Source organism: Nocardia iowensis (genome assembly GCF_019222765.1).
In the GTDB taxonomy this organism is placed as follows: Bacteria; Actinomycetota; Actinomycetes; order Mycobacteriales; family Mycobacteriaceae; genus Nocardia; species Nocardia iowensis.
Window position 1 is genome coordinate 2,372,996 of record NZ_CP078145.1, and the last position, 12,596, is coordinate 2,385,591.

Below are 12,596 nucleotides of genomic sequence, written 5' to 3' on the forward strand. Positions count from 1 at the left end.
AGTGTGAGCCCTCCAACCCTTATAGCCTGTCAGTCCATCGCGCTAAAGTCCGGGCCGTGGGACTTAGGGAGGTCACGAGGCCCGCCGTGCTTGCGGCGATGGGTGAGTTCGATCGGCTAGGTCGTGATGCTTTCCTGGCCAGGTTTGGATTTGGGCGAGCTCGGTCCTATTTCGTCGAGGTCGACGGCCGTCAGTATGACTCGAAGGCGATTGTGGGGGCTGCCCACGGGTTCGTTTCAGGCATGAATCCGTTGCCAGCAAAGGACTTCAGCGGCGGTGAAGACACCGTCGCTAGCCACCTGCGTTCGCTGGGTTTTGCAGTGTCGAGCCCAAGTCGTGCGCTTCAACCTGGATCGAACGTCAACGGCGTTGATCTCATCGAGTTGGTCGATCACCTGCGCCCGGCCGGACGGCCGGAGCGGCCGGTGCGTCATCAGGCTCTGCTGTTGTTGTGGGCGATCGGTCGCGCCGGGCGTGGTCTTCCCCGGCTGGTGCGCTGGACCGAGGCGCAGAATGAATTGCGAAGCCTGCTGGATGTTTTCGGGCTTCCCGAGAGCGCCGCGACACCAGAGTACCCATTCGTGGCGCTTGCGCACACCGAGTGGTGGGAATTGCCCGACGCCGATGGTGAAGTACCATCTGCGCACGGCAGCGGTGTGCTGCGCTGGCTCAACGCGGTCAACCCCCTCGGTGGCCTTACAGCAGCTGTTTACGACAGGCTGACATCCAGCCATAACAATCTTGCCGAGGTAACACTTGCCCTACTGGACCGGTTCTTCGCCGGTGAGCAGCCCGACGATCTACTCAGTGCTGTGCAGATAGACATCCCGGTTGTCGGTACCGGGTCGGGTGCTGCCGTGGGGACTGCCGTGCCTGATGCCAAGAAGCGTCCTCCGCTGTGGACGTGGAATGAGCTGGTGCTTGCGTGCGCACTGACGGCCGATAACGACTGGCATGAACTGGATGTCAACGATCCTCGGGTGATCGAGCTGTCTGCTCTGTTGCAGAGCCTGCCAATTCATGCGGAGTCTGTTCGCGGCGATGGCTTCCGAACCGCGGCGTCGGTTCGCCGGAAGATGGCCAACCTCGCACATTGCCATCCGAATTCGACTCGGAGAGCCAGCAACCGCGGCGCGCTGGATCACGAGGTTGTCGCGGCGTTCGTCGATCGGCCCGACGAGATGCGTTCGTTAGCCGAACAGATTCGTGGGCAAGCTAGCGGACCCGGGGCGACTATCGAACAGCAGAACGCTCCTACGACAACCCAACAGCCTGCGGGCGTAGTCGCAGGAAACGTTTTTGCCCAGTTCAAGCCGAAGAGTGACACCGCCTACGTTGCCGCGATCAAAGCGCAGGTCCAGACTAAGAACCGTCACCACGAGCGTCTCGTTCACGAGTACGGGCTAGCAGCTCGCGCGCTCGGGTTCACCCCCGCCACCAATGTGCATCCGCGCGACTTGACATTGACACGAGATCGTCGGCACTGGCTCGTTGAAGTCAAGATGATTTACCGCGGCAATGCCGTCGAGGCGGTCCGAGCTGTGGTAGGACAGCTGCTGCAGTATCGGCACTTCCTCTACCCGCCAACTGGCGACGTCGGACTCGTCGCGGTCTTCAACGAACCGATCGGCGACGCATGCGTCGGGTTCCTGGAAGCGCAGGGTATCAGCTCAGTTTGGCGTCACCTCGATACCTGGCACGGCTCACTTTCCGCCACGCGCGATGGGCTTGTCCCCGTGGGTGATTCGCGACCTGCAGTCTGAAGCCGGTGACGGGTCGAGCGATTGTCGAATGCTCGGCCTGTCGCCTCGCGCAGGGACTACGCTGGTCGTGGTCCTAGCAGCAGTATTGTCCGACGGCCATCCTTTCTCTACCTGCGCGACCCGTATCAAGAGCGGACCCAAAGACCTCGTAGGTAACCTCATCGCAACTATCGGGATCTGATGGGATCTGTGGGCGCACGCGGGATCGAACCGCGGACCGCTGGTGTGTAAAACCAGTGCTCTACCGCTGAGCTATACGCCCTTGACCGTTACCGGCCGGTCATGAATCTAGCGCGGCGAGCGCTTTCTCCCAAGCCGCCTGGTCACGGGGCTCGCCGGGGCCGTTCATCTCGGAGAAACGGATGAGTCCTTCGCGGTCTACGACGAAGGTGCCGCGGTTGGGGTAGCCGGATTTTTGGTTGAAGACGTCGTAGGCCTGGGCTACCGCGCCGTGCGGCCAGAAGTCGGAGAGCAGGGGGAAGGTGTAGCCCTGTTCGGCGGCCCAGATCTTATGGGTGGGCGGTGGGCCGACGGAGATGGCGAGGATCTCGGCGTTGTCGTTCTGGAACTTCGGGAGTTCGTCGCGCACCTTGCACAGCTCACCTTGGCAGATGCCGGTGAAGGCGAGCGGGTAGAAAACGATCAGCACGTTCTTCTTGCCGCGATAGTCCGACAGGCTGACGTCCTGGTTGTTCTGGTCCTTCAGCGTGAAATCCGGCGCGACAGTGCCAACTTCGAGCGGCATCGCAAATCCTCCATCGTGTCGGGTTTCCGCCGGGCGGCGCGATCACCGCCCGGCGACACCATAGCGAAAGGTAGGTCAGCGCTGCTTCGAGGGCGCCTTCGGTTGGACCAGGCGGCTGCCCGCCCAGGTACCCAGGCTGATCGCCGAGGTCTGCGTCAGACCGGCGGTGGGTGCGGATTCAGCGATTTCGCTTGGATCGACGTGACCCGGCTGTCCGGTCTTGGGCGTGAGTACCCAGACGAAGCCCTCGTCGGCAAGCGGACCGATCGCATCCATCAGCGCGTCGACCAGATCACCGTCCCCGTCGCGCCACCACAGCAGCACGACGTCGACTACTTCATCGGATTCCTCGTCGACAATTTCGCTGCCGATGGACTCCTCGACGTCGGCTCGCAAGTCGTCGTCGACGTCCTCGTCCCAGCCCAATTCCTGGACAACCAAGCCGTGTGTAATGCCAAGCTTCTGAGCGTAGTTCTGCGCGTCCGCCGCGGCGACCACGGTGGTGTCCTCCTCAACTCCCGACAATAGGTAGTTGCAAGCGAACATGGTTATGGCCTCCAGCGCAAGCCGATCCGGAGAAATAGGCCCGGAATGTCGCGTGACATTGTCGCGTCATGGACCGTTTCAGCGCTTCGGGCAGGCGTCGCGGACGGCGTTGCGCGCGTCGTTGACCCGCCTGCTTGCCTCGTTGAGCGGCCCGACGGGTGCGGTGTAGGTCATCTTGCGGGTCTCGGCGGCCAGTGCGCGTGCCGCTGTGACGTAGTCGGTAAATTTTCCGGCGAGATCTTCGGGCAGCGCGTCCTTGGCGGTGCTCACGCCGGCCTCCACCTTGTTCGCGGCGTCATCCAGGGTTGACGCGGCCAGCTCCCGCTTGTCGGCGTAGTCGGGAGCGTTGGCGTCGTGCGCGTCGACGAATTCGTTGTACTTGGCGACCCCGACACCGGTAGTGGTCGGGAACTGAGCACAGTTGTCGGTGATCGCCTTCGACTGCGCCGCAGCGCGCTTGGATGAGGTAGCCGCCGCCGAGGAGGCCGCCGCCTCCGTCTTGTAGGCCGCTAGATCAGCGGTATTGGGATTCGCCGTGCCCTCGACCCGGTTCGCGCATCCCGCGACGACCAAGCCGACGACGACCGCTCCGGTCGCGCACATCAATCCGAACCCGCGTGGGTCCAGCGTCTTCATCGTCCTCCCGTATGCCTGCGCCTCGTCGGGCGTCGAAAACTACAGCGGCCTGGGCTCATGTTGCCCAGCGCACGGTACTGGATTTCCTGCTGACATGATGACCTGGGGCACACCATCGGTAAGGATGGAGGGTGCGCCCGAACCTTTCGTAAAACGGGTGGTACGCAAACCCACGCGCTACTACTCGGGGATACCGACGCCATCCGCATGTCCACCCCTGTACGAGGAGCAGATTTGACCGACCTGATCCACTCTTCCGCTCCAGCGCAACCCGCTGGATCCGATGCCGCCGCCGCTCCCGCCGCCGGCCGCGATCCGAACGGATCGCCGGCCCAGCCGACCGAGCGCGTGCGGGTTATCCGCGAAGGGGTGGCGTCCTACCTACCGGACATCGACCCGGAGGAAACCAGCGAATGGCTCGAGTCGTTCGATGAGATGCTCGACCGTGAAGGCCCCGGCCGAGCGCGTTACCTCATGCTCCGTCTGTTGGAGCGGGCCGGTGAACGCCGTGTCGCCATCCCCGCGTTGACGTCCACCGATTACGTCAATACCATCCCCACCGAAAACGAACCGTGGTTCCCCGGCGACGAGGAGGTGGAGCGGCGCTTCCGCGCCTGGATCCGGTGGAATGCCGCGATCATGGTGCATCGCGCGCAGCGCCCGGGAATCGGTGTCGGCGGCCATATTTCGACCTACGCGTCCTCGGCGGCGCTGTACGAGGTCGGCTTCAACCACTTTTTCCGCGGCAAGGACCACTCCGGCGGCGGCGATTCGATCTTCATCCAGGGTCACGCTTCGCCGGGCATCTACGCACGCGCGTTCCTGGAGGGCAGGCTCGGCACCGACCGGCTCGACGGCTTCCGGCAGGAATACAGCCACGGCGGCCCCGGCCACGGTGTGCCGTCGTACCCGCACCCGCGGCTGATGTCGGACTTCTGGGAGTACCCCACCGTCTCCATGGGTCTGGGCCCGATGAACGCCATCTATCAGGCGCGGTTCAACCACTACTTGCACGATCGCGGCATCAAGGACACCTCCGATCAGCACGTGTGGGCGTTCCTCGGCGACGGTGAGATGGACGAGCCGGAGTCGCGCGGTCTCGCGCACGTCGCGGCGCTCGAAGGCCTGGACAATCTGACCTTCGTGGTCAACTGCAACTTGCAGCGACTGGACGGCCCGGTGCGCGGCAACGGCAAGATCATCCAGGAGCTGGAGTCGTTCTTCCGCGGCGCGGGCTGGAACGTCATCAAGGTGATCTGGGGTCGCGAGTGGGACGCGCTGCTCGGCGCCGATCGCGATGGCGCGCTGGTGAATCTGATGAACACCACGGCCGACGGCGACTACCAGACCTACAAGGCCAACGACGGCGCCTACGTCCGTGACCACTTCTTCGGGCGCGACCCGCGCACCAAGGCACTCGTGCAGGACCTGTCCGACCAGGACATCTGGAACCTCAAGCGGGGCGGTCACGACTACCGCAAGGTGTACGCCGCCTACGCGGCCGCGATGGCGCACAAGGGTCAGCCGACGGTGATCCTGGCCAAGACCATCAAGGGCTACACCCTCGGCAAGCACTTCGAGGGCCGCAACGCCACGCACCAGATGAAGAAGCTGACCCTGCAGGACCTCAAGGACTTCCGTGACCTGCAGCGGATTCCGATCACCGACGCCGAGTTGGAGAAGGATCCGTACCTGCCCCCGTACTACCACCCGGGCATGGAGTCGCGTGAGATCCAGTACATGCTGGATCGCCGTCGGGCGCTCGGCGGATTCCTGCCCGAGCGGCGCACCACGGCAAAGCCGCTGCAACTACCCGGCGACGAGGCGTACAAGTCGGTGCGCAAGGGTTCGGGCAAGCAGAACGTGGCCACCACCATGGCGCTGGTCCGGCTGATGAAGGAGCTGCTGCGGGACAAGGAGATCGGCAAGCGGATCGTCCCGATCATCCCGGACGAGGCCCGTACCTTCGGTATGGACTCGTGGTTCCCTTCGTTGAAGATCTACAACCGGAACGGCCAGTTGTACACATCGGTCGACGCCGAGTTGATGCTTGCCTACAAAGAGAGCACCGTCGGGCAGATCCTGCACGAGGGCATCAACGAGGCCGGATCGACCGCCTCGTTCACCGCGGCGGGCACCTCGTACGCCACCCACGGCGAGCCGATGATCCCGCTGTACATCTTCTACTCGATGTTCGGCTTCCAGCGCACCGGCGACGGACTGTGGGCGGCGGCGGACCAGCTCGCCCGCGGCTTCGTGCTCGGAGCAACCGCCGGGCGAACCACGCTGACCGGTGAGGGTCTGCAGCACAACGACGGCCACTCGCTGCTGCTCGCCGCCACCAACCCAGCCGTGGTCACCTACGACCCGGCATTCGCCTTCGAGATCGCGCACATCGTGCGGGACGGCCTGCGCCGGATGTTCGGCGGCGGCACCCCGGAACCGGCGCCGTACGCGCTGCCCGGTACCGACACCCGCAAGGCGGACGGCGGCTTCGGCGGCGAGGACGTTTTCTACTACATCACCCTCTACAACGAGCCGTACCAGCAGCCCGCCGAGCCGGAAGATGTCGACATCGCCGGTCTGCTCAAGGGCATCTACCTGTACAAGCCCGGTGGCGAAGGGGAGGTGCGGGCGCAGATCCTGGTCTCCGGCGTCACCGTGCCGGACGGCCTGCGGGCGCAGGCGCTGCTGGCCGAGGACTGGGGCGTGCAGGCCGATGTCTGGTCGGTCACCTCGTGGGGTGAGCTCCGCAAGGAGGCGCTGAACAAGGAAATCGCCGCGCTGCGTTTCCCGGACGAGGACCACGGCACCCCGTACGTCACCGAGGCGTTGTCGCGGGTCGATGGCCCGTACGTCGCCGCGACGGACTGGATGCGCGCGGTGCCGGATCAGGTGCGCAAGTGGGTACCCGGCGACTTCATCACACTCGGCACGGACGGCTTCGGCTTCTCCGACACCAGGGCCGCCGCCCGGCGCGTTTTCAATGTCGACGCGCAATCGATCGTGGTAGCAGCGCTGTCCGGGCTCGCAAAGGCCGGAAAGATCGACACTGCCAAGGTGATCGAGGCCGCGAACAAGTACCGCATCGATGACGTCGACGCCGCGCCGAAGAACGCGTCGAGTTCCGATGGGGACGGCGAGTAGCGGACGATTGGATGGTGGACCGTAAACCGCCGCGGCCGCGACGGATCTCCGAGGGCTCTTCCGAGCACGAGGTGTATCTGCCGACGGGCGCGCTCTCCCCGAACCGGCAAACCCGCGACCCACTCCCGGACACGCTGCTCAAACGCGTGAAGCAGTTCTCAGGACGCCTCTCGACGGAGGCGGTCGGGTCGATGCAGGATCGGTTGCCGTTCTTCGCCGATCTGGACGCCGCGCAGCGCGCCGGTGTCCAGATGCTGGTGCAGACCGCGGTGGTGAACTTCCTGGAATGGCTACAGGACCCGGACAGCGACATCCGGTTCAGTCTCGATGCGTTCCAGGTGATTCCGCAGGATCTGGCGCGGCGGCTGACGCTGCGCCAGACCGTGGACATGGTCCGGGTGGCCATGGAGTTCTTCGAACAGTGGCTGCCCGCGCTCGCGCGCAACGACCGGCAGTTGGTCGCGCTCACCGAGGCGGTGTTGCGGTACGGGCGTGAGCTCGGGTTCGCCGCCGCCTCGGTGTACGCCAGCGCCGCCGAATCGCGCGGCGCGTGGGACACCCGCCTGGAAGCGCTCGTCGTCGACGCCGTGGTGCGCGGCGACACCGGTCCGGACATGCTGTCCCGGGCCGCCACGCTGAACTGGGATGCCACCGCGCCGGCGACCGTGCTGGTCGGCACCCCGCCCGGCGAGCAGGGCGTGTCGTCGGTGGGCTCGGTGCACGCCATCGCCGCCAGGCACGGCCGGGCCGCGCTGGCCGTGGTGCAGGGCACCCGGCTGGTGATGGTGGTCAGCGGCCATCTCGGCGACTCCTCTTATATATCGCCGTTCCTGGCGGATCTGCTGGCGGAGGTCTTCTCCGACGGACCCGTGGTGATCGGCCCGACCACCCGCACGCTCGGCGCCGCGCACGCCAGCGCGGTCGAGGCGCTGGCGGGGATGGAGGCCGTGGTGGGCTGGCGCGGCGCGCCACGCCCGGTGCATGCGACCGAATTGCTGCCGGAACGCGCATTGCTCGGCGATCGAGCTGCGATCGACGCGTTGAACGAGTATCTTGTCCTTCCGTTGGCCTCGGCGGGATCGTCACTGGCGGACACACTCGAGGCCTATCTGGATTGCGGTGGCGCTGTCGAGACGTGTGCACGCCAGTTGTACGTCCATCCAAATACCGTTCGCTACCGCCTCAAACGGATTGCCGAGATCACGGGTCGCGATCCGATGAATCCGCGGGACGCGTATGTGCTCCGGATCGCCGCCACAGTAGGTCGTTTGACACGAACCCGTAACGAACCGTCAACACCTACCCCAGAGGCCACTCCCTTCGCACTGGGCCACGAGGGTCTGTAACGGAATCCGTGGGTCGTTCGATCCGGACGACCCACGTGGCCTTTTGTGGGACTTCCACAAAACGCGGAGGCAAGCTTCATTCGCGTCGACATCTCCCGCGAGCCACCTAACGGTGTTCTCTTAGGGGTGTGATCGCTTTGTTCGCCCCTGGACAGGGGTCCCAGACTCCCGGCATGCTCGCGCCTTGGCTCGATCTCCCCGGCGCGACCGATCGGCTCACTCTCTGGTCCATGGCCTCCGGCCTGGATCTGGTTCGTCTCGGAACCACCGCGACGGCGGAGGAGATCACCGACACTGCCGTGACCCAGCCACTCGTGGTGGCCGCCGCGTTGCTCGCCCATGCGGAAATCCCCACGGATTCACTTCCGACCGCTACCATCGTCGCCGGACACTCGGTCGGTGAACTCGCCGCTGCCGCAGTCGCCGGAGTGATCTCTCCGGACGAGGCAGTGTTGTTGGCCGCCATCCGCGGAGCGGAGATGGCCAAGGCGTGCGCGTTGGAACCGACCGGCATGTCCGCGGTGCTCGGTGGCGATGAGGCCACCGTGCTCGCACGGCTCGCGGAACTCGACCTCGTTCCGGCCAACCGCAACGCGGCGGGCCAGATCGTGGCCGCGGGTCGGTTGGACGCGCTGGCGGAACTCGCCGCGAACCCGCCGGAGAAGGCAAGGGTTCGCGCGCTGCCCGTCGCGGGTGCCTTCCACACCGAGTTCATGGCCCCGGCACAGGACGCTGTGACCGAAGCCATAGCGCAGATCGTGCCGAAAGACCCGACCCGGACGCTGCTGTCGAACTTCGACGGCAAGCCGGTCACCTCGGGACGCGACGCGGTCAACAAGCTCGCCGCGCAGGTCACCCGGCCCGTCCGATGGGACCTGTGCACCGAAACTGTCAGGCAGGCAGAGGTTTCCATGGTGGCGGAGTTGCCGCCCGCCGGCACCCTCGTCAACATGGCGAAACGGGAGATGAAGGGCACTCGAACGCTGGCCCTGAAGACCCCGGAAGACATCCCCGCGTTGGCCGGGCTCAGCATCTCCGGCTAGCTTTCCCCCGCGGCCATGCATCGATATGCACGGCTGTGATCAAGACGGACGTAACCATCGGCCGTCTCGATCCGAAAACAGTACGAGCCCTACAAAGAATAAGAAGGGAGCCACGAAGTGGCCGCTCTGACCCAGGAACAAATCGTCGAGGAACTCGGCAAGATCATCGAAGAGGTGACGGGTATCGAACCCTCCGAGGTGACGATCGAGAAGTCCTTCGTCGATGACCTGGACATCGACTCGCTGTCCATGGTCGAGATCGCGGTGCAGACCGAGGACAAGTACGGCGTGAAGATCCCGGACGAGGATCTGGCCAGCCTGAAGACGGTCGGCGACGCGGTCGCCTACATCCAGAAGCTCGAGGCGGAGAACAGCGAAGCCGCCGCGGAGCTCAAGGCCAAGTTCGACAACGCCGAGTAGGGCCGACACTGTGACCACTCCTTCCACCTTGAACGGGAATTTCCCCAACGTCGTCGTCACTAGCCTGGCGGCGACCACGTCGATCGCTGGTGACGTCGATGCGACGTGGAAGGGACTCCTCAACGGCGAGAGCGGTATCGACGTTCTCGAGGATTCCTTCGTCGAGGAATACGACCTTCCGGTCCGCATCGGCGGCCACCTGAAGGTTCGGCCCGAGACCCTGCTCACCCGAGTCGAGTGCCGGCGCATGGCGTACGTCGAGCAGCTCGCGACCGTGCTCGGTCGCGAAGTCTGGCGTAACGCGGGCAGCCCGGAGGTCGACCCGGAGCGGTTGGGTGTGGCCATCGGCACCGGGTTGGGTGGCGGCGACGCCCTCATCGACTCGGTCGACAAGCTGAAGAACGGTGGCTATCGCAAGATTTCGCCGTTGGCAGTGCAGATGGTCATGCCGAACGGTCCTTCGGCCGTTGTCGGCCTCGAACTGAAGGCCAGGGCAGGAGTGGTCACTCCGGTCTCGGCATGCTCGTCCGGCTCCGAGGCCATCGCGAACGCGTGGCGGATGATCGTCATGGGCGATGCGGACATCGTCGTCACCGGTGGCGTCGAGGGTTACATCGACTCGGTGCCGATCGCGGCGTTCAGCATGATGCGTGCCATGAGCACCCGCAACGACGATCCGAAGGGTGCCTCGCGTCCGTTCGACAAGGATCGCGACGGTTTCGTCTTCGGTGAGGCGGGCGCTCTGATGGTCGTGGAGACCGAGGAGCACGCCAAGGCTCGTGGGGCCACCATCCACGCTCGCCTGATGGGTGCCGGTATCACCTCGGACGGCTTCCACCTCGTTGCTCCCGCCCCGGATGGGGTGGGCGCCGCACGCGCGATGAAGCGGGCGATGCAGACCGCGGGTCTGACCGCGAAGGACATCACCCACGTCAACGCGCACGCGACCGCGACGCCGATCGGTGACACCGCCGAGGCGAACGCGATCACCTTGGCCGTGGGCAACCACGCCTCGGTCTATGCTCCGAAATCCGCGCTCGGACACTCGATCGGCGCTGTCGGCGCGCTCGAGTCGGTCCTCACGGTGCTCAGCATCCGGGACGGCATCGTGCCGCCCACGCTGAACCTGGAGAACCAGGATCCGGCGATCGACCTCGACGTGGTGCACGGCGAGGCGCGTCGTCAGGAGATCGAGTACGCGATCAACAACTCCTTCGGTTTCGGTGGGCACAATGTCGCGCTCGCCTTCGGTCGGGCATAGCCGTACCGATCGACTGCACAACGATCCCCGGCGGGCATCGGGCACTTGGCTCGATGCCCGCCGGTTCGACATTCGCAGCCGCGCTGCGGCGTACTCATCGAGGTGAGGAGAAAGCGCGATGACAATTATGGCTCCCGCGTTGCCACCAGAGACCGCGATCGACCCGCGTGATCCACTCGGTCGACTACAGCGTTTCTTCGATCCCGGCACCGTTCTTCCACTCCACCCGCGCAACAAGGCCGGTGTGCTCGCCGCCATCGGCGAGGTCGACGGTGTCCGCACCGTTGCCTACTGCTCCGACGCCACCGTCATGGGCGGCGCGATGGGTGTCGAGGGTTGCAAGCACATCGTCGACGCGATCGACACCGCCATCGACTCCGGCATTCCGGTCGTCGGCATCTGGCATTCCGGCGGCGCTCGGCTGGCCGAGGGCGTCGAGGCGCTGCACGCGGTCGGCCTGGTCTTCGAGGCCATGGTCCGCGCGTCGGGCCTGGTGCCGCAGATTTCCGTGGTCGTCGGCTTCGCCGCCGGTGGCGCCGCCTACGGTCCGGCACTGACCGACATCGTGATCATGGCGCCCGAGGGGCGGATCTTCGTCACCGGCCCCGACGTCGTGCGCAGCGTGACCGGCGAGCAGGTCGATATGGCCACCCTGGGCGGACCGGTGACACACGGCAAGAAGTCCGGCGTCACCCACATCGTCGCCGACGACGAGTCGGACGCGATGCATCGCGCACGTCGGCTGGTGTCGATGTTTGCCGAGCAAGGCGAGTTCGATCTGGTGGCGGCCGAGCACGGCGACGTCGACCTGAAGGCGATGCTGCCGGAATCGGCCAAGCGCGCCTACGACGTGAAGCCGATCATTCACGAGCTGCTCGACAACGTCGACGGGGAAAGCTCGTTCGAGGAGTTGCAGGGCGGTTACGCGCGCAGCATCGTCACCGGTCTCGGCCGGCTCGGTGGCCGCACCGTCGGCGTGCTCGCCAACAATCCGATCCGGCTCGGCGGCTGCCTCAACTCCGAAAGTGCCGAGAAGGCAGCGCGTTTCGTGCGGCTGTGCAACTCGTTCGGCATCCCGCTGATCGTGCTCACCGACGTGCCGGGTTACCTGCCCGGCGTCAGCATGGAGTGGGAAGGCGTGGTGCGGCGCGGCGCCAAGTTGCTGCACGCGTTCGCCGAGGCACGGGTACCGCGCGTCACCCTGGTCACCCGCAAGATCTACGGTGGCGCCTACATCGCGATGAACGCCCGCGCTCTGGGTGCGACCGCGGTCTACGCGTGGCCCGGGTCGGAGGTCGCGGTGATGGGTGCCAAGGCCGCCGTCGGCATCCTGCACAAGAAGGCATTGGCGGCCGCCCCCGACGATGAGCGGGAAGCCCTGCACGAGCGCCTGACCGCCGAGCACGAGCGCATCGCGGGCGGGGTCGAGCGGGCCATCGCGATCGGCGTGGTGGATCAGGTGATCGACCCGGCCAAGACGCGCAGCACCATCGCCGCCGCGCTGGCTGCCGCACCGGCGCGGGCCAGCCACCTGAAGAACATTCCGCTCTGATTCCGAAGACCGAAACAGTGGGCCCCGGGGTGATCCCGGGGCCCACTGTTGTTGTCGGGCAAGGCTTCCCGCATCTGGGCAGCCAGCTGGGACGCCGTGCTCGGCCGGAACCAAGGACCGGCTCGGTAGCATCGAGA

The 12,596-nt window shown here is 65.6% G+C and carries 10 protein-coding genes and 1 tRNA gene; 7 read left to right on the forward strand and 4 right to left on the reverse strand.

The features are described 5' to 3' along the window. The first annotated feature begins 56 nt into the window (after positions 1-56). Positions 57-1,763: a phosphorothioated DNA-binding restriction endonuclease family protein gene (locus KV110_RS10890; RefSeq protein ID WP_478359938.1), complete on the forward strand. Its 1,707-nt coding sequence runs from the start codon at positions 57-59 to the stop codon at positions 1,761-1,763. A 190-nt stretch (positions 1,764-1,953) separates the two neighbouring features. On the opposite strand, the gene KV110_RS10895 is transcribed toward KV110_RS10890, so the two are convergent. The 4 genes from KV110_RS10895 to KV110_RS10910 all read right to left on the reverse strand — a co-directional run bounded on the left by KV110_RS10895 (position 1,954) and on the right by KV110_RS10910 (position 3,690). Next, positions 1,954-2,025: transfer RNA gene (locus tag KV110_RS10895), tRNA-Val, on the reverse strand. Between the two features lie 18 nt (positions 2,026-2,043). Further along, a complete protein-coding gene (locus KV110_RS10900; protein WP_218475613.1) occupies positions 2,044-2,508 on the reverse strand; it encodes a peroxiredoxin in 465 nt (154 codons plus the stop codon). A gap of 75 nt (positions 2,509-2,583) precedes the next feature. Further along, entirely contained in the window at positions 2,584-3,006 is a 423-nt protein-coding gene (locus KV110_RS10905; RefSeq protein WP_218478338.1) for a DUF3052 domain-containing protein, read from the reverse strand. A 126-nt stretch (positions 3,007-3,132) separates the two neighbouring features. Continuing rightward, complete coding sequence (locus KV110_RS10910; RefSeq protein ID WP_218475614.1) at positions 3,133-3,690, reverse strand: hypothetical protein; 558 nt, start codon at positions 3,688-3,690, stop codon at positions 3,133-3,135. 234 nt (positions 3,691-3,924) lie between these two features. Between KV110_RS10910 and aceE the strand changes: the two genes are divergently transcribed. The 6 genes from aceE (at position 3,925) to KV110_RS10940 (ending at position 12,459) form a co-directional block, all read left to right on the forward strand. Then, positions 3,925-6,837 carry a pyruvate dehydrogenase (acetyl-transferring), homodimeric type gene (gene aceE / locus KV110_RS10915; protein ID WP_393538823.1) on the forward strand — a complete coding sequence of 971 codons (2,913 nt, stop codon included), beginning with the start codon at positions 3,925-3,927 and terminating at the stop codon, positions 6,835-6,837. 11 nt (positions 6,838-6,848) lie between these two features. Continuing rightward, the gene (locus KV110_RS10920) at positions 6,849-8,183 is read left to right on the forward strand and encodes a PucR family transcriptional regulator (RefSeq protein ID WP_246634462.1); all 1,335 of its coding nucleotides are present in this window, start codon (positions 6,849-6,851) and stop codon (positions 8,181-8,183) included. 128 nt (positions 8,184-8,311) lie between these two features. Further along, positions 8,312-9,226: an ACP S-malonyltransferase gene (locus tag KV110_RS10925; RefSeq protein WP_218475616.1), complete on the forward strand. Its 915-nt coding sequence runs from the start codon at positions 8,312-8,314 to the stop codon at positions 9,224-9,226. A gap of 117 nt (positions 9,227-9,343) precedes the next feature. Beyond that, positions 9,344-9,646 carry a meromycolate extension acyl carrier protein AcpM gene (gene acpM, locus KV110_RS10930; RefSeq protein WP_218475618.1) on the forward strand — a complete coding sequence of 101 codons (303 nt, stop codon included), beginning with the start codon at positions 9,344-9,346 and terminating at the stop codon, positions 9,644-9,646. A 10-nt stretch (positions 9,647-9,656) separates the two neighbouring features. Next, positions 9,657-10,907, forward strand: a complete 1,251-nt coding sequence (locus tag KV110_RS10935; RefSeq protein ID WP_218475619.1) for a KasA/KasB family beta-ketoacyl-ACP synthase — start codon at positions 9,657-9,659, stop codon at positions 10,905-10,907. Between the two features lie 118 nt (positions 10,908-11,025). After that, entirely contained in the window at positions 11,026-12,459 is a 1,434-nt protein-coding gene (locus KV110_RS10940) for an acyl-CoA carboxylase subunit beta (protein ID WP_218475620.1), read from the forward strand. Positions 12,460-12,596 lie beyond the last annotated feature (137 nt).